13 protein-coding genes are annotated in these 18,080 nt (G+C 71.6%); 9 read left to right on the top strand and 4 right to left on the bottom strand.

The genetic code is table 11. The features are described from left to right. Positions 1–49: 49 nt before the first annotated feature. Positions 50–1,372 (bottom strand): ROK family protein, encoded by a 1,323-nt coding sequence (locus ACFY60_RS19945; RefSeq protein WP_388612072.1) that lies wholly within the window; start codon positions 1,370–1,372, stop codon positions 50–52. A 176-nt stretch (positions 1,373–1,548) separates the two neighbouring features. Between ACFY60_RS19945 and ACFY60_RS19940 the strand changes: the two genes are divergently transcribed. Genes ACFY60_RS19940 through ACFY60_RS19925 form a run of 4 tightly spaced genes read left to right on the top strand, consistent with a single transcriptional unit; the run spans position 1,549 to position 6,130 of the window. After that, complete coding sequence (locus ACFY60_RS19940; RefSeq protein WP_388612071.1) at positions 1,549–2,859, top strand: ABC transporter substrate-binding protein; 1,311 nt, start codon at positions 1,549–1,551, stop codon at positions 2,857–2,859. 14 nt (positions 2,860–2,873) lie between these two features. After that, on the top strand, positions 2,874–3,869 hold the full coding sequence (locus ACFY60_RS19935) for a carbohydrate ABC transporter permease (RefSeq protein WP_388612070.1): 996 nt from the start codon (positions 2,874–2,876) through the stop codon (positions 3,867–3,869). Between the two features lie 31 nt (positions 3,870–3,900). Then, a complete protein-coding gene (locus ACFY60_RS19930; RefSeq protein ID WP_388612133.1) occupies positions 3,901–4,740 on the top strand; it encodes a carbohydrate ABC transporter permease in 840 nt (279 codons plus the stop codon). Between the two features lie 34 nt (positions 4,741–4,774). After that, complete coding sequence (locus ACFY60_RS19925; RefSeq protein ID WP_388612069.1) at positions 4,775–6,130, top strand: GH1 family beta-glucosidase; 1,356 nt, start codon at positions 4,775–4,777, stop codon at positions 6,128–6,130. Between the two features lie 37 nt (positions 6,131–6,167). On the opposite strand, the gene ACFY60_RS19920 is transcribed toward ACFY60_RS19925, so the two are convergent. Then, the gene (locus ACFY60_RS19920; protein ID WP_388612132.1) at positions 6,168–7,187 is read right to left on the bottom strand and encodes a LacI family DNA-binding transcriptional regulator; all 1,020 of its coding nucleotides are present in this window, start codon (positions 7,185–7,187) and stop codon (positions 6,168–6,170) included. A 217-nt stretch (positions 7,188–7,404) separates the two neighbouring features. Between ACFY60_RS19920 and ACFY60_RS19915 the strand changes: the two genes are divergently transcribed. From ACFY60_RS19915 to ACFY60_RS19900, 4 genes are all read left to right on the top strand, one after another. Continuing rightward, on the top strand, positions 7,405–9,606 hold the full coding sequence (locus ACFY60_RS19915; protein ID WP_388612068.1) for a discoidin domain-containing protein: 2,202 nt from the start codon (positions 7,405–7,407) through the stop codon (positions 9,604–9,606). Between the two features lie 140 nt (positions 9,607–9,746). After that, positions 9,747–11,924, top strand: a complete 2,178-nt coding sequence (locus ACFY60_RS19910) for a discoidin domain-containing protein (protein WP_388612067.1) — start codon at positions 9,747–9,749, stop codon at positions 11,922–11,924. Positions 11,925–12,065: 141 nt separating this feature from the next. Continuing rightward, entirely contained in the window at positions 12,066–13,157 is a 1,092-nt protein-coding gene (locus ACFY60_RS19905) for a DUF1996 domain-containing protein (RefSeq protein WP_388612066.1), read from the top strand. 42 nt (positions 13,158–13,199) lie between these two features. Further along, positions 13,200–15,635, top strand: a complete 2,436-nt coding sequence (locus tag ACFY60_RS19900; protein WP_388612065.1) for a glycoside hydrolase family 3 C-terminal domain-containing protein — start codon at positions 13,200–13,202, stop codon at positions 15,633–15,635. Between the two features lie 13 nt (positions 15,636–15,648). On the opposite strand, the gene ACFY60_RS19895 is transcribed toward ACFY60_RS19900, so the two are convergent. Beyond that, complete coding sequence (locus ACFY60_RS19895; RefSeq protein ID WP_388612064.1) at positions 15,649–15,813, bottom strand: hypothetical protein; 165 nt, start codon at positions 15,811–15,813, stop codon at positions 15,649–15,651. Positions 15,814–15,951: 138 nt separating this feature from the next. After that, positions 15,952–16,338 (bottom strand): thiol-disulfide oxidoreductase DCC family protein, encoded by a 387-nt coding sequence (locus ACFY60_RS19890; RefSeq protein WP_388612063.1) that lies wholly within the window; start codon positions 16,336–16,338, stop codon positions 15,952–15,954. A gap of 190 nt (positions 16,339–16,528) precedes the next feature. Between ACFY60_RS19890 and ACFY60_RS19885 the strand changes: the two genes are divergently transcribed. Further along, complete coding sequence (locus tag ACFY60_RS19885; RefSeq protein ID WP_388612062.1) at positions 16,529–18,010, top strand: serine/threonine-protein kinase; 1,482 nt, start codon at positions 16,529–16,531, stop codon at positions 18,008–18,010. Positions 18,011–18,080: the final 70 nt, after the last annotated feature.

Here is an 18,080-nt window from a genome sequence, read left to right as displayed (position 1 = left end):
GGGCCCGGTCGGGCGACCGGGGAGTGGTCCCCTCGTCCCGCTCCGCCGGTCACTGGGCCGCGCGTTGTTGCAGCGTCCTCTGCCATGCCGGGAGCGGTTCCTCGGCCTCGACCGTTCGCCGGTGGCCGCCGCGGGCGAAGAAGTCGGCGAGCGGGAGGGTGCCCGCCCCGATGGTGACGGCGTCCGGCCCGAAGGTGCCGAGGTCGATGCGGACGCGCGCGGCGGGGTGGGCCAGGGCGTAGGAGGTGGCGTAGGTCCGTACCGACTGGAGGAAACGGGGGCCGAGCTGGAGGCCCGCCCAGCCGCCGACGAGGATGCGTTCGGGCTGGAAGAGGTTGATGAGGTCGGCGAAGCCGGCCCCGAGGTACTCGGCGGTCTCCTCCAGCACGGCCAGGGCCGTCATGTCGGGGGCGGGCGAGCTGCCGTCGGGGCCGGGGGAGGGGTAGGCGGCGGCGAGCATCGCGGTGAGGCCGGTCTCCTCGTCCGCGGAGGCGGGCAGGCGACCGCCCGCCTCCGCCCAGCGTTCCAGGAGCGCCTCGGATCCGGCGTACGCCTCGAGGCAGCCCTGGGCGCCGCACCGGCATCGGCGGCCCCGGACGCGCACGGTCAGGTGCCCCCATTCCACCGCACGTCCGGTCGGCATGTCCTCGGTGACCACGCAGGCGCCGACGCCGGAGCCGAACAGGACGACGACGGCGCTCTGCGCGCCGCGGCCGGCTCCGAACCACATCTCGGCCTGGCCGAGCGTCTTGGCTCCGTTGTCGATGTAGTACGGGACGGCCGGTGGCAGCAGGCGGGCGTCGCGCAGCAGCCGCTCCAGTGGTACGGCGTCCCAGCCGATGGTCTGTCCGTGCACGACGGCGCCGTCCTCGGGCGTGCGGGCGACGATGCCGGGGACGCCGATGCCCACGCCGAGCAGGCGTTCCGGTGGGATGCCGGCCGCGTCGAGGACCTCGGTGATGCCTTCGCGGAGGTGTCCGACGACGACGCCCACGTCGTAGCGGTCGATGCGGCGCGCCCCTCCCGGACGGAGGGGTTTCTCCGCGCGTGCCAGTTCGGTGAGAGCGAGGTCGAAGAGCTCCACCCGCACCCGGGTCTCGCCCACGTCCACGCCGATGACGTATCCGCTGCGGGGGCTGATGCGCAGCAGGGTCCGTGGGCGCCCGCCCTTGGAATCGACGCTGCCCGCTTCCTCCACCAGACCTTCGGCGATCAGGTCCGACACCACGTTGCTGACGGATCCGGAGCTCAGCCCCGTGACGGGGCCCAGCGAGTAGCGGCTCAGGGGCCCGTCGAAGTACAACCGCTGCAACACGGCGGTCCGGTTCTCCCGTCGCAGGTCACGTACCGTTCGGCCGCTGCGTGCTTGCACTGCGTCCCCCGTCCCTTGAGGTCTCTGGTCGAAACATACCCGGTGAACGCCCTTGACGCGCCCTTCACTTGGGTTTTAACTCACATCCTAAATTAAGCCGTGGGGTTGCTGGGGTCGCAGAACGCCGCCCCGCCCGCAGCCGGCTTCCCGTCCCTTCCCGAAAGGCCTCTGGAGCCATGCGCAGAGTCAGAGCCGCAGCCATCGGCGCCGTCACCCTCTCTCTCGTCCTCTCGACCGCCGCGTGCGGTGGCGGAGAGGGCGGCGGCTCCGACGCCCGGCCCAGGACACTCACCTACTGGGCGTCCAACCAGGGCGCCAGCCTCGAGGTGGACAAGAAGGTCCTCCAGCCCGAGCTCGACAAGTTCGAGAAGCGGACGGGCATCAAGGTCGAGCTGGAGGTCGTGCCCTGGGGCGACCTGCTCAACCGCATCCTCACCGCCACCACCTCCGGCCAGGGCCCCGACGTCCTCAACATCGGAAACACCTGGAGCGCCTCACTGCAGGCCGGCGGGGCGCTGCTGCCGTGGGACGAGGCGAACTTCGAGAAGATCGGCGGCAAGGACCGCTTCGTGGACTCGGCGCTCGCTTCCACCGGCGCACCGGGCCAGGACCCGGCGGCCGTCCCGCTCTACTCCATGGCGTACGCCCTCTACTACAACAAGAAGATGTTCGCCGAAGCCGGCATAGCCGAGCCTCCGGCCACGTGGGACGAGCTGGTCGCCACCGGCAAGAAGCTGACCAAGGACGGCAAGGCCGCCATCGGTGTCGAGGGCTCCAACCTCTCGAACAACATCCACCAGGTCTTCGTACTCGGCAAACAGCACGGCGCCGACTTCTTCACGCCCGACGGCAGGGCCGACTTCACCTCGGACGGGGCCGTCGCCGCGGTCAAGCAGTACGTCGACCTGATGGCGGAGCACGGAATCGTCGCCAAGGGCAACGCCGAGTACGCGCAGAACCAGTCCCTCAGCGACTTCGCCAAGGACAGGACCGCCATGGTGCTGTGGCAGACCGCATCGGCCACCTTCGCCTCGCAGGGCATGAAGGAGGACGAGTGGGGCGTGGCACCCGCCCCCGTCCGGTCCGGAGCCCCGGGCCGGGGCAGGCAGACCAACTCCATGGTCGCCGGCATCAACATGGGCGTGTTCAAGAACACCAAGAACCTCGACGGCGCCCTGAAGTTCGTCGCCTTCATGACCGGCGACGAGGAGCAGAAGATCCTCAACAAGGCCTACGGCTCCATTCCGCCGGTCACGTCCGCCCAGCAGGACCCGGCCTTCGGCACCCCGTCCCTCGCGGTCCTGCGTGACACCCTCGCGACCAGCGCGGCCGCTCTGCCGCAGGTGCCCGAGGAGTCGCAGTTCGAGACCGTCGTGGGCACCGCGGTCAAGGAGCTTTTCGCCGAGGCCGCCGCCGGACGGCCGGTGACCACCGAGTCGGTGAGGGCCAAGCTCGAAAAGGCCCAGCAGCAGATGCCGAAGAAGTGAGCGCGGACACCTCCATGGCCACCACCCTCCCCCCCGACACGGGCAGGCGAACGGCACACGAGCCCCCTCCCCGAGCGGCACCACGCAGCCGCCGCTCCGGACGGCTGCGCCGTGTCTCCCTGCCGTACCTCCTGCTGCTTCCCGCCCTCGTCCTGGAGCTCCTGGTCCACCTGGTGCCGATGCTGATCGGCATCGTCGTCAGCTTCAAGGAGCTCACGCAGTTCCACCTGCGCGACTGGAGCGCGGCGCCCTGGGCCGGGATGGAGAACTACGCCCTCGGCATCGACTTCGACGCCCCGCTGGGCCAGGCGCTCCTGAGCTCGTTCGTCACCACGTGCCTGTTCACCGTGCTCTCCGTCGGGCTGTGCTGGCTCCTCGGCACGACCGCCGCGATCTTCCTGCAGGAGACGTTCAGAGGCCGGGGCCTCCTGCGCACGGTCTTCCTCGTGCCGTACGCGCTGCCCGTCTACGCCGCGGTCATCACCTGGGCGTTCATGTTCCAGCGGGACAACGGTCTGGTGAACCACGTCCTCCACGACCAGCTCGGCCTCACCGACAGCCCGCCGTTCTGGCTGATCGGCGAGAACAGCTTCATCACGCTGCTCGTCGTCTCGGTGTGGAAGGGGTGGCCCTTCGCCTTCCTCATCATGATGGCCGGCCTGCAGAACATCCCCCGCGAGATGTACGAGGCCGCGGCCCTCGACGGCGCCGGAGTGTGGCAGCAGATCCGCCGGATCACGCTGCCCTCGCTGCGTCCGGTCAACCAGGTGCTGGTGCTGGTGCTGTTCCTGTGGTCGTTCAACGACTTCAACACGCCGTTCGTCCTGTTCGGCAAGGCGGCACCCGAATCCGCCGACCTGATCTCCCTGCACATCTACCAGTCCTCGTTCCAGACCTGGAACTTCGGCACCGGCTCCGCCATGTCGGTCCTGCTGCTGCTGTTCCTGCTCGTCGTGACGGGGGCCTACCTCGCGGTCACCTCCCGGGGAAGGAAGACGAGCGATGTCTGACCCGTACCGGCGTGCGCGCCTCAGGTCCCCCATGGCGCCTTCCCGGTCGTTCCTCTGGAGCCGGCGGATCTTCCTGACGCTGCTGACCGCGTTCGTGCTGCTGCCGGTGTACGTGATGGTCTCCAGCTCGCTGAAGCCGCTGGCGGACGTGTCGGGGAAGTTCCGGTGGATGCCCTCGGAACTCACGATCCGGCCCTACTTCGACATCTGGGAGACCGTTCCGCTCGCCGACTACTTCGTCAACTCCCTGATCGTGGCGGGCGCCGCGACGGTCTGCTCCGTGGTGATCGCGGTCTTCGCCGCCTACGCGGTGAGCCGCTACACCTTCCGCGGCAAGCGCGTCTTCACGGTGACCGTGCTGTCGACGCAGATGTTCCCCGGCATCCTCTTCCTGCTGCCGCTGTTCCTCATCTACGTCAACATCGGCAATGCCACGGGCGTCGCCCTCTTCGGCTCGCGCATCGGGCTGATCATCACGTACCTCACCTTCTCCCTGCCCTTCTCCATCTGGATGCTCATCGGGTACTTCGACTCGGTGCCCCGCGAGCTCGACGAGGCCGCCAAGGTCGACGGCTGCGGCCCGCTCGGCGCCCTCTGCCGGGTGATCGTCCCGGCCGCCGTCCCCGGCATCGTCGCCGTCGCCGTGTACGCGTTCATGACCGCCTGGGGCGAAGTCCTGTTCGCCTCCGTCATGACCAACGACACCACCCGCACCCTCGCCGTGGGGCTCCAGGGCTATTCCACCCAGAACGACGTGTACTGGAACCAGGTGATGGCCGCCTCCCTGGTGGTGAGCCTGCCCGTCGTCGCCGGTTTCCTGCTCCTCCAGCGCTACCTCGTCGCCGGGCTGACCGCCGGCGCCGTCAAGTAAGCCGTTTCCGCGGCCGACCACCGAGAGGTTCTCCGTGTCCGACTCCATAGACCTCGGCGCCTTCCCCCCGGACTTCGCCTGGGGCACCGCCACGTCCGCCTACCAGATCGAGGGTGCCGTCACGGAGGACGGCCGCGGCCCCTCCATCTGGGACACGTTCTCCCACACGCCGGGCAAGATCGACAACGACGACCACGGCGACGAGGCGTGCGACCACTACCACCGCTGGCCCGAGGACGTCTCGCTCATGCGGCGGCTCGGCGTCGACACCTACCGCCTGTCCGTCGCCTGGCCGCGCGTCGTCCCCGACGGCAGCGGAGCGGTCAACGCCGCCGGCCTCGACTTCTACGACCGGCTGATCGACGGCCTGCTCGCCGCCGGCATCACGCCGTCGGTCACGCTCTACCACTGGGACCTGCCCCAGGCACTGCAGGACCGTGGCGGCTGGACCGCGCGGGGGACCGCCGAACACTTCGCGGCGTACGCCTCCGTCGTCGCGGAACGCCTCGGGGACCGGGTCACCCAGTGGGCCACCCTCAACGAACCCCTCTGTTCGGGCTGGATCGGTCACCTGGAGGGCCGGATGGCCCCCGGCCTCACCGACCTGACCGCCGCCGTGCGGGCCTCCTACCACCTGCTGCTCGGCCACGGTCTGGCCACCCGGGCCGTCCGCGCCGCCTGCCCCGGCGCCCAGGTCGGCATCGTCACCAACCACAGCACCGTCGCGGCGGCTTCGGACAGCCCCGAGGACATCGCGGCGGCACTCCGCATGGACGGCCACACCAACCGCTGGTGGCTCGACCCGGTCTACGGCCGGGGCTTCCCCACGGACATGCGCGAGCTGTACGGCGTGGAGCTGCCCGAGCAGGCCGGTGACGCGGAGACCATCGCCGCGCCGCTCGACTGGCACGGCCTCAACTACTACTTCCCGGTCACCGTCACCGACGACCCGACCGGCCCCGTCCCGTACGCCCGCGAGGTGCGCCTGCCCGGCGTGCCCCGCACGGGCATGGACTGGCAGATCGACGGGGGCGGCCTCGAAGCCCTCCTGCTGCGGCTCACGGAGGACTACGGCATCGGCAAGCTGTACGTCACCGAGAACGGCTCCGCCTTCCCCGACACCGTCGCCCCCGACGGGGAGGTGCACGACCCCGAGCGGACCGCCTACGTCGAGGAGCACCTGGAGGCCTGCGCCCGAGCCCTTCGCAAGGGCGTCCCGCTCGCCGGGTACTACGCCTGGTCGCTGCTCGACAACTTCGAGTGGGCCTACGGCTACGACAAGCGCTTCGGGCTCGTCCACGTCGACTACGCCACCCAGAAGCGGACCGTGAAGACGAGCGGCCGGCGCTACGCGGAGATCATCCGCGACCACCGCCGGGCGCACGCGTAGTCGGCCGCCGTGGCCAACGTACGCCGCCGGCGGCCGCTCAGGCCGACTCGCGCACCACCAGCTCGGGGTCGAACAGCACGGAGGCGGGTGCGGTGCGGGTCCCCTGAATGTGTTCCGACAAGAGACGAGCCATGGCTCCGGCCATCTTCTCCACGGGCTGGCGCACCGTGGTCAGGGGAGGGCGGCACGTCACCGCCACGCTCGAGTCGTCGAAGCCGATGACAGCCACGTCCTGCGGGATCCGCTTGCCTCGCTCACGCAGGAACTGACAGGCGCCCTGGGCCATCAGGTCGTTCGAGGCGAACACGCCGTCCACCTCCGGGTGACGGGTCAACAGGTCCGCCATGGCGGCGGCACCGCTGTCGACCGTGAACGTGCCTTCGGCGACGGGGACGTCGGCGACCCCCGCGGACGCCAGCGCGTCGCGGAAGCCGTCGAGACGCTCGCGGGCCGCGGGGATCGACCGGGGGGCCGAGATCGTCGCGATGCGGCGGCATCCCCTGGCCAGAAGGTGCTCGGCGGCCAGCCGGGCTCCCTCGGCATGCGCGAGGTCGACGTGACTGACGGTCCGCGGGTCCGCCGGGCGGGCGAAGAGCACCACGGGCAGACCCGCGGCGGCGAGCATCGTCGGGAGGGGATCGGCGGCCTGGACGGACACCACCAGCGCGCCGTCCGCCGTGCCCTGGCCGAGATAGTCGACGACCTGCTCCCTGGCGGCGTCGGACTCGGCGACCAGGAGCACCGGATGCGTCGCGTGTCTCCGGAGGTACCCGACCACGCCGCTCACCACGCGGCCGAAGAACGGGTCGGCGAAGACGCGTGAGGTGAAGGCGTCTCCCGCGCCGGAGAGGATCAGCGCCACCGTCTCCGTCCGCCGGGTGACCAGTGACCTGGCGGCCCGGTTGGGCCTGTATCCGGTCTGCTCGATCGCATGGCGGACGAGCTCCTGGATGTCGGGGTCCACGTTCCGGGTCCCATTGACGACCCGTGACACCGTCGCCCGCGACACTCCCGCCTGACGTGCGACGTCTTCCAGCGTCGGGCCCCTTCTGCTCATACCGCGAACTTTAACGTGCTGCTCGCGCGCGACAGAGGCATCGCCGGCCGGCCCACTGGAGCCCGCCTCGGCCATGGCTGACGGTCGGCGGCCCGAAGGATCGTTCGACTTAATAGAAGGCAAAAGAAAAGAGGTGACGGGTTCTTGACCCCGTCTCAGCTGACAGGTCAAGGTCGGGAGAGCGCTCTCCCGACTCACACTCGTTAAGGAGCCCTTCATGCCTCTCGGCATACCGGTCGCAGCCCCACCCCGCAGACGACGCCCTCTCCTGGGCCGGAAGGGGATCGCCGGGGCGGTCGCCGCCGCCCTGGCCGGCAGCCTGCTCTCGCTGGCCCCGGCCACGACGGCACACGCCGCCCCCACCCTGCTCTCGCAGGGGAGAACGGCCACCGCCTCCTCCACCGAAGGCCCCGCCTTCCCCGCGAGCGCCGCGGTCGACGGCAATCTCACCGGCACCCGCTGGGCCAGCTCCTGGCAGGACGCCCAGTGGCTCCAGGTCGACCTCGGCAGGAGCGCCACGCTCAGCCACGCCGTCCTGACCTGGGAGGGCGCCTACGGCAAGAGCTACCAGATCCAGTCCTCGGAGAACGGCACGGACTGGCGGACCGTCACCGCCGTCTCCGCCGGCGACGGCGGCACCGACGAGGTCACCCTGTCGGGGACCGGCCGCTACGTCCGGATGAACGGCCTCACCCGGGGCACCGGCTACGGCTTCTCCCTGTGGGAGTTCCAGGTGTACGGCTCCACCGACGGCACCGGACCGACCCTGCCCGGCGGCGGCGACCTCGGCCCCAACGTGCACGTCTTCGACCCTTCCACGCCCGGCCTCCAGGCCAAGCTGGACCAGGTCTTCCAGCAGCAGGAGTCGGCCCAGTTCGGTTCCGGCCGGCACGCCTTCCTGCTCAAGCCCGGCACATACGGCAACCTGAACGCGCAGATCGGCTTCTACACCCAGATCGCCGGCCTCGGGCTGCGTCCCGGTGACACCGTCATCAACGGTGACGTGACCGTCGACGCGGGCTGGTTCAACGGCAACGCCACCCAGAACTTCTGGCGCGGCGCCGAGGGCCTGACCCTCAACCCCGTCAACGGCACGAACCGGTGGGCGGTCTCCCAGGCCTCCTCCTTCCGCCGGATGCACGTCAAGGGCGGCCTCAACCTGGCGCCCAACGGCTACGGATGGGCCTCCGGCGGCTACATCGCCGACTCGAAGATCGACGGCCAGGTCGGGAACTACTCGCAGCAGCAGTGGTACACCCGGGAGAGCTCGATCGGCGGCTGGTCCAACAGCGTGTGGAACCAGACCTTCTCCGGCGTCGAGGGCGCACCGGCGACCTCCTTCCCCGAGCCGCGCTACACCACCCTCCACACCACCCCGATCTCCCGCGAGAAGCCCTACCTCTACCTGGACGGCGGCGAGTACAAGGTCTTCGCGCCGGCCAAGCGCGTGAACGCGCGCGGCACCAGCTGGGCGAACGGCACCCCGCAGGGCGAGTCGATCCCGCTGAGCCAGTTCTACGTGGTCAAGCCGGGCGCCACCGCCGCCACGATCAACCAGGCGCTGGCCCAGGGCCTGCACCTGCTGTTCACCCCGGGCGTCTACCACGTGGACCGGACCATCGACGTGAACCGCGCCAACACCATCGTGCTCGGCCTCGGCCTCGCCACGATCGTCCCGGACAACGGCGTCACCGCGATGAGGGTGGCCGACGTCGACGGCGTCCGGCTCGCCGGCTTCCTCATCGACGCGGGCCCGGTGAACTCCCCGACCCTGCTGGAGATCGGCCCGCAGGGTGCCGGCGCGGACCACTCCGCCAACCCCACCACCGTGCAGGACGTGTACATCCGCATCGGCGGTGCCCATGTCGGCAAGGCCACCACCAGCATGGTCGTCAACAGCGACGACACGATCGTCGACCACACCTGGGTGTGGCGCGCCGACCACGGCGAGGGCTGGGGCTGGGAGACCAACCGGGCCGACTACGGCGTCCGGGTCAACGGCGACGACGTGCTCGCCACCGGTCTGTTCGTCGAGCACTTCAACAAGTACGACGTGGAGTGGTACGGCGAGCGCGGCCGCACGATCTTCTACCAGAACGAGAAGGCGTACGACGCGCCCAACCAGGCCGCCATCCAGAACGGCACCACCAAGGGGTACGCCGCCTACCGTGTCGACGACTCCGTGAACACCCACGAGGCGTGGGGTCTCGGCAGCTACTGCAACTACAACGTGGACCCGACCATCGTCCAGGACCACGGCTTCAAGGCACCCGTGAAGCCGGGGGTGAGGTTCCACAGCCTCCTGGTGGTGTCCCTCGGCGGCATGGGCCACTACAACCACGTCATCAACGACACGGGGGCGTCCACCATCCCCGCCGGCACCTCGACCGTGCCCTCCACCGTCGTCTCCTTCCCCTGACAGCCGTCGCCTCACCGCCGGTCCTCCGGTGACGCCACGGAGCCGACCGCGAACTCCCCGGGCCGGGTGACCGGTCCCCGCGCCCCGGCCCGGGGCACTTCCCGCAGTACGCGACCAGCCAGTCGACATCAGGAGCCGCAATGTCCCCTCCCCCCTCCGTGGCCGCCCCGGCCCACCGCACGCGCGGCGCGGCGGCCGCTCTCGTCCTCGGAGCACTTCTCGCCTCCTCCCTCACCACCCTCGCCACCGCTCCCGCCGCGAGCGCCGCGGAGACCCTGCTCTCCCAGGGGAGGACGGCCACCGCCTCCTCGCAGGAGGGCGAGGCCTTCTCCGCCGCCGCCGCCGTCGACGGCAACCTCACCGGAACCCGGTGGGCGAGCCGGTGGAGCGACGCCCAGTGGCTCCAGGTCGATCTCGGAGCGACCAGGAACCTGAGCCGCGTGGTTTTGACCTGGGAAGGCGCGTACGGCAAGAACTACGAGATCCAGGTCTCCGACAACGGGACCGACTGGCGCACGGCGAGGACCGTCACCGGCGGCGACGGCGGCACCGACGACCTCGCGATCTCCGGTTCCGGCCGGTACGTGCGCATGAACGGCCTCGTCCGGTCCAGCGGCTACGGCTACTCCCTGTGGGAGTTCCAGGTGTACGGCACCGACGGAGGAACCCCTCCGGTGGGCGGCGCGGTCAAGGTGACCGGCTCGCAGGGGAACTGGCAGCTGACCGTCGGCGGACAGCCGTACACCGTCAAGGGCCTCACCTGGGGCCCGGCGATGGCCGACGCTCCCCGCCACATGCCGGACCTGAGGTCCATGGGCGTCAACACGGTCAGGACCTGGGGGACCGACGCCTCCAGCAAACCCCTGCTCGACGCTGCGGCCGCCCACGGCCTCAAGGTGATGAACGGCTTCTGGCTCCAGCCCGGAGGCGGGCCCGGATCCGGCGGCTGTGTGAACTACGTGACGGACACGGCGTACAAGAACACCATGCTCACCGAGTTCGCCACGTGGGTGGACGCCTACAAGTCCCACCCGGCCACGCTCATGTGGAACGTCGGCAACGAGTCGGTCCTCGGCCTGCAGAACTGCTACGGCGGCGCCGAGCTGGAGAACCAGCGCAACGCCTACACCTCCTTCGTCAACGACGTCGCCAAGAAGATCCACTCCATCGACCCCGACCACCCCGTGACCTCCACGGACGCGTGGACCGGCGCCTGGCCCTACTACCAGCGCAACGCCCCGGACCTCGACCTGTACGCGATGAACGCCTACGGCGACATCTGCGGCGTGCGGCAGGACTGGATCGACGGCGGCTACGACAAGCCGTACCTCATCACCGAGACGGGCAACGCCGGCGAATGGGAGGTGCCCGACGACCTCAACGGCATCCCCGACGAGCCGACCGACGTCCAGAAGGCCGAGGGCTACACCAAGGCCTGGGAGTGCGTCACCGCTCACCACGGCGTGGCCCTGGGCGCGACGATGTTCCACTACGGCATCGAGCACGACTTCGGCGGAGTCTGGTTCAACCTGCTGCCCGACGGGCTGAAGCGCCTGTCGTACTACGCCGTCAAGAAGGCGTACGAGGGTTCCACCACGGGCGACAACACCCCTCCGGTCATCACCGGCATGACCGTCACCCCCGCCTCATCCGCCCCCGCCGGACGTGAGTTCACGGTCCGCGCCGACATCCGTGACCCCGACGGCGATCCGGTCACCCCCAGGATCTACCTCAGCGGGAAGTACGCCAACGGTGACAAGCGGCTGGTCGACGCGCGGTGGCGCTCCCTGGGCAACGGCACCTTCGCCGTCACCGCCCCCGAGAAGCCGGGCGTCTGGAAGGTCTACGTCCAGGCCGAGGACGGCCGCGGCAACGCCGGTATCGAGACCAAGTCCGTGAAGGTCGTCGCCCCGCCCGTCAGCGGCACGAACATCGCCCAGGGCCGGCCCACCACCGCCTCCTCCGCCCAGGCCTCCTACGGCGACTGCCCCTGCCCCGCGAGCAACGCGACCGACGGCAACACCTCCACCCGCTGGGCCAGTGACTGGAGCGACCCGCAGTGGATCCAGGTCGACCTCGGCTCGGCCAGGCCCATCCGCACGGTCCAGCTCGTCTGGGATTCGGCCTATGCCACGTCCTACGAGGTCCAGGTGTCCGACGACGGCCGGAACTGGCGCACGATCCACACCCGGACCGCCGGCGACGGCGACATCGACACGATCGAGACCTCCACCACCGCCCGGTACGTCAAGCTCCAGCTGACAGCCCGGGGCACCGGCTGGGGCTACTCGCTCCACGAGTTCGGCGTCTACGGCTGACGGTCCTCCGACAGGGTGGCGGGGCCTGCCGTTCGGCTCCGTCCCCCCCCGCATCCCCGCACGAGGCACAAGCCGTCCACACCCACCGACGCGTGGCGCCTTCGCGTGCACGCGACCTCCCTCCACGGGCAGGAGATCCCCATGAGATCGAGTCCGAAGCGGCTCTCCGTACTCCTCGTCAGCACGGCCCTCATCGCCGGCGCCCTCGGCATCGGCACCATGGCCCAGGCCACGGACCCGGCCGACGGCATCCCGCCCGCCGTCGCCGCGGCCGCCCACCACGTCGGGCACCACATGGCCGCCTCCACCGAGGCGTCGGGCGACGACGCCGACGGGGACGGGTACATCCCCGCCAACCCGCCGGTCACCGGCGTCACGCCGTCCACGGCCACCCCGCCCCCGGCCTACCACCACGAGTTCCAGGCCGGCTGCGCCGTCTCCCACACCGCCCCGGACGACCCGATCGTCTACCCCGGCCAGTACGGCAGGTCCCACGACCACACGTTCATGGGCAACACCTCCACCGACGCCGCCAGCACCACCGGCTCGCTCTCCGGAGGCGCCACCACCTGCAAGGCGCCCGCGGACGCCTCCGCGTACTGGATGCCCTCGCTGTACACGGGCGACCGGAAGATCCTGCCCGTGGGCCCGCAGGTCATCTACTACAAGGCGGGCGTGACCGACTACCGGAGCGTGCGGCCCTTCCCCAAGGGGCTGCGGTTCGTCGTCGGCAACCCCACGCAGACCGCGCAGGAGTTCCGTGGCCACAAGGGTTTCGTCGAGGGCTGGGAATGCGGTGACAGCTTCTTCAACACCGACATCCCGGCGAGCTGCCCGAGCCGGCCGGACGTCCAGCTCAACCTGCGCATGCAGGCGCCGAGTTGCTGGAACGGGCTGCACCTCGACACCCCCGACCACCAGAGCCACATGGCGTACCCGGTCGTGAAGCCCGGCACCAACGACAACATGTGCCCGGCCTCCCACCCGGTCGCCCTGCCCATGATCGAGTTCAAGATGGCCTGGCCGGTCAACGGCGACATGTCGCAGGTCCGTCTGGCCAGCGGCCGCGGCTACTCCTTCCACTACGACTTCTTCAACGCGTGGGAGGAGCGCACCCTCAAGGCCCTCGTCGACCACTGCATCAACGGCGGTCTCCAGTGCGACACCCGGGGCTTCGACCTGTACCGCCCCGAACGCGGCGCCGTGCTGAACGCCGACCACCGCCTGCCCTGAGCCGGCCCGCGATCCGGGAGACGATGACGTGAGGGGGCGGGAATGACCGAGGACATGATCGATCTGCTGCTGGAAAAGCTCGACCTGACCCGGAAAGTACGGCTGCTGACCGGTGCCACCACCTGGCGGACCGCCGGTGAACCGGCCGTCGAACTGCGGCAGATGGTCATGTCCGACGGCCCCGCGGGCGTACGGGGAGAGACGTGGGACGAGCGGCGTGCCTCCGTGCTGCTGCCCTCTGCGTCCGCGATCGCCGCCCTGTGGGACGAGGAGCTGACCGGACGACTGGGCGGTCTGCTCGCCTCCGAAGCGGCCCGCAAGGAGGTGGACATCGTTCTCGCCCCCACGCTCAACCTGCACCGCACTCCGCTGGGAGGGCGGCACTTCGAGTGCTTCTCGGAGGATCCCGAGCTGACGGGCCGCACCGGCGCGGCGCTGATCCGGGGCATCCAGGCGGTCGGTGCGGCGGCCACGGCCAAGCACTACGCCGCCAACGACTCCGAGTCCGAGCGCATGCACGTCGACGTGAGGGTCTCCGAGCGGGTCCTCAGGGAGGTGTACCTCGCCCCGTTCGAGGCGGCCGTCGAGGCGGGCGTGTGGCTGGTCATGGCCGGATACAACAGCGTGAACGGCACGACCATGACCGCCCACCGCCTGCTCGCCGAGCCGCTCAAGGACGACTGGGGCTTCGACGGGGTGGTCGTCTCGGACTGGGGCGCGCTCCGCTCCACGACGGCCCCCGCGCTCGCCGCGCTCGACCTCGCCATGCCCGGGCCGCAGGGGCCCTGGCAGGCGGACCTGGTCCGGGCGGTGAAGGACGGCCTCGTCCCCGAGGAGGTCGTCGACGACAAGGTGCGACGCCTGCTGAGACTCGCCGGCCGCCTGCGCGCGTTCGGACCGCGCGGGCCGCGACGCGCGCCGGCGTCCTCGTCCCGCGACACCCGCGCGCTGCTGCGCCGGACGGTGGCGGCCGGCTCCGTACTCCTGCGCAACCGGGGAGTGCTTCCGCTGGACCGGACCGCCCTGTCGACGGTCGCGGTCATCGGCGTGCACGCCGCGTCCCCCCGGGTGCAGGGCGGCGGCAGCGCGGGCGTCTTCCCCTCGGCCACCGTCACGCCGCTCGACGCAATCCGCGCCCGCCTGCGCGGACACGCCCGCGTCGTCCACGTACCCGGCCCCTCCCTGGGAACGCCCCCGCCCCCACTCGGTCCCGGTCGAAGCACCGACCCCAGGTCGGGGGAGCCCGGAGTGCTGCTGCGGCTCCTGGACCCCGCCGGTCAGGAGGTGCACGCGGAGCACCGCCTGTCGGGGAGGCAGCTGGAACCTCCGCTCGTCCCCGGGGCGCACACCGTGGAGGTCAGCGCGCTGATCAGGCCGGAGACGACAGGGGAGTGGACCTTCGGCGTCGCCGGCTTCGGCCGCATGTCGCTCACGCTCGACGACCGGACCGTGTGGGAGGGCGAGTTCCCGTGCACCACCGACGATCCGGCCGTCGTCCATGTGACCCCGCCCCTCCACACCGTACGGGCGGCGATCCGCACACGACAGCCCGTGCATCTGGTGGCCCGGCGCGAACTGGTCCCCGGAGCCGGACGGGCGGTGATCCTCGCGGCGGCGCCCCCGGAGCACCCGGCGGCGGCCGCGCTCGCCGAGGCGGTGGCAGCGGCGCGGAACGCGGACGCGGTGATCGTGGTGGTCGGCACCACCGAGCACACCGAGACCGAGGGACGCGATCGCGCGGACCTCTCCCTCGGCGGGCACCAGAACGCGCTCGTCCACGCCGTGGCGGCGGTCAACCCCCGCACGGTCGCCGTGGTGAACAGCGGGGGCCCGGTGGAGCTTCCGTGGCGGGAGGAAGCCGGTGCCGTCCTGCTCACCTGGTTCCCCGGGCAGGAGGCCGGCTCCGGGCTCGCCGACATGCTCTTCGGCTTCGCCGAGCCCGGCGGCCGTCTTCCGACGACCTGGGCGGCCTCGCTCCACGACGCCCCCGTCACCCGGTCACAGCCTCGTGAGGGCCGGCTCCACTACGAGGAAGGCCTGCACATCGGCTACCGCGCCTGGGCGCGCGCGCAGAGCGAACCCGCCTACTGGTTCGGGCACGGCGAGGGGTACACGACCTGGGAGTACGGGCCGGTACGGGCCCCGGCCCGGGTGACGGAAGGCAGCCCGTTCACCGTCGGCGTCCGGCTGCGCAACACAGGCGCGCGTCCCGGCCGTGAGGTGGTCCAGGTGTACCTGGCCCGCCCCGACTCCACCGTGGAGCGACCGGCCCTCTGGTTCGCCGGTTACGCCGCGGTCCACGCGGAGGCCGGCGCGACGACGACCGCCGTGGTGGACGTACCCGCCCGCGCGCTGCGGCACTGGTCCGAGGCCGAGCGGGCCTGGCGCACCGAGGCGGGGACCTACCGGATCATGGTGGGGAGGTCGGCCGGTCACCTCGTGTGGCACGGCGAGCTGAGCGTCCGGGCGCGCGGGTGACGCGGGGGCGCCCTCACTTCTCCGAACCAGGCCCTGACGCCCCCTCGCCCTCGTCGACGACCGCCCGGGTGGGGCGGGGGAGAGGGATGCGGGTCTGTCCCTCGATCGGTGCCGGGGTGCGCTCGCCGAGCCGGTCCTCCAGCTGGCGGAGCCTCGTACGCGTCTCCTCGGGCGTCATGCTTCCCCCCTCACCGCTGCCGCGGACCGGGAGCGAGGAACAGGTCGGCGTCGTCGGTCATGCTCGTCTCCTTCACGGACGCGATCGTCGAGTGCCGTCCTCGCCTACCCCCTCCGGCGCGAGCCATCGCCGCTCCGGTCAGTCCCGCCCACGGCGCGCCGGCGCCGCGCACACCGCCGTCCCGCCCGGCATCCGGTGCCGGTTGTCCGCCACCAGCCGGTAGACGGCGTCGGCGGCCCACCGCCATGGCGGCAGCATGAGCAGGGCCCCCAGCGGCGCCCAGCCCCGGCCCGCGCGCAGCAGGATCTTCGCCACCGCCCGGGCGCCGCCGTACACCTGCCCGGACGGGGTCACCCAGAGCGCCTCGTGTGCGGCTCGCTCCGGCGTCACGCCCAGCGCGGCCGGATCCGCGAACCGCCGGGCGACGATCTCGCAGTCCGGGCGGAGGCGTTGTCCGACGAACGAGACGCAGGCCGTGCAGAAGCCGCAGTCACCGTCGAAGACGAGCACCGGTCGTGTACGCATGACTCCATCATGCCGAAACGACGCCCGATCCCCCTTTCCGCAAGACCGTGGGCGGGACGGGGGATGTCCGGCGGCTGAGGGGGCACACGTGCACAGGTACTCGCACCCACGCGGCCGGGGATGCCATCGGCAGCGCGCACGTGGGCGGGCCGACGACGGCAGGTGACAACGGGACGCAGGGAGCGCAGTGATGAAAGTCCGCTCGTGGCCGATCCGACCGGACCTCCGGCTCACCGCCCACGCGGTGGCCGGCCGCTACCGGCTCGACGACCTGCTGGGTCGCGGCGGCGCCGCCGATGTGTACGAGGGCCTGGACCTGCGCCTGCGGCGGCCGGTCGCCGTGAAGGTCTTCCGCCCGGACGGCACCACCGACACGGAGGAGCGGTTCGACGGCGAGGGCCGGCTGCTGGCCCAGCTGCAGCACCCCGGACTGATCACCGTGTACGACTGCGGCCGCGACGACGGAACGCCCTACCTGGTGATGGAGCTGGTCAGGGGAACGACGCTGCGCCGGCGGATCGCCACGTCCCCGCTGGCGCCCGCCGAGGCGTGCCGGATCGGCGCCGCGCTGGCCTCGGCGCTGGCCCATGTGCACGAGGCCGGAGTCGTCCACCGCGACGTCAAGCCCGCCAACATCCTGCTGGACGAGGAGGGCGCTCCCCGCCTGACGGACTTCGGCATCTCCCGGCTGCTCGGCACCACGGCCCAGACAGTGACGGGCGCCCTGGTGGGCACCGCCGCGTACATGGCCCCGGAGCAGGTGCTGGGCCGGGGCGCCGGGCCGGCGGCGGACATCTACAGCCTGGGCCTGGTCCTCATCGAGTCGATCAAGGGCGAACTGGAGTACGGCGGGGCGCCGCTGGAGGCCGCGATCGCCCGGTTGCACCGGCCCCCGCTCGTTCCGCCGGACATACCGGCGGCGGTCGCCGAACTGCTGGCAGCCATGACCGACGCGGACGAGAGCCGCCGGCCGGACGCCCGGGCCGTTGAGCGCGCCCTGGCCGCCCTGACACCGGAGGATCTCGGGGAAGCGGCCGACGCCCCCGCAAAACCCTCCGTGCTCGCGGCTCCGCCCACGCGCGGCGAGCACGGCGGCGGTGAGCGGAATCCCGACACGCTCAGGACGAACGGGGCGGGAGCGGCGGTGGGGGGCGCCGGCGTGGAGGCCGCCGCCCCCTCCCTCGGCGGGCCGGTGCCCGCACGCTCCTCCGCCGGGCGGCCCGCCGCGCACCGGGTCGCCCGGAACCTGCTGACCGCCGGCGCGGCCCTGACCGTCCTGGGCGTCGGACTGGCCGGTTCGGTGGGCGGACCGTCCGCCGGGGCGGAGAAGGCCGCGCCCGCCCCGCCCCGCCCCGCCGCGTCCGAGCCGGCCTCCCCGACCGCGAGCCGGTCGAGCGCTTCCGCCTCCTCCACCCCGTCCTCCCCGACCGCCTCGCCCGCCGGGGCCGCAGCCGTCTCCGCGTCAGCACCGCGGTCCCCCTCGTACGCCGGGGACCGACGCACCGCCGGCTCCGAACGCGCGGCGGTCGACACCGGGGCACCGTCGGCTTCCGGCATCCCGGAACGGCAGCGTGAGCGTGCGGCCGTTCCGGAAGCCGCCGGGCCGGCCCACGGGAAGGGCAAGGCGCGGCAGGAGAAGCCGAAGCCGGCCAAGGGCAGGCACGCGCGGTGACACCGCCGAGGCCCCCGGCACGCACGACGCCGCCCGGCGGGGCACCGGGCGGCCGACTCGCCGACGGCCC

Origin of the sequence: Streptomyces sp. NPDC012827 (genome assembly GCF_042900905.1) — a bacterium.
Classification (GTDB): domain Bacteria; phylum Actinomycetota; class Actinomycetes; order Streptomycetales; family Streptomycetaceae; genus Streptomyces; species Streptomyces gulbargensis.
Note: the sequence above shows the minus strand (reverse complement) of the source record. Positions and strands in the feature narration are given on the sequence as shown.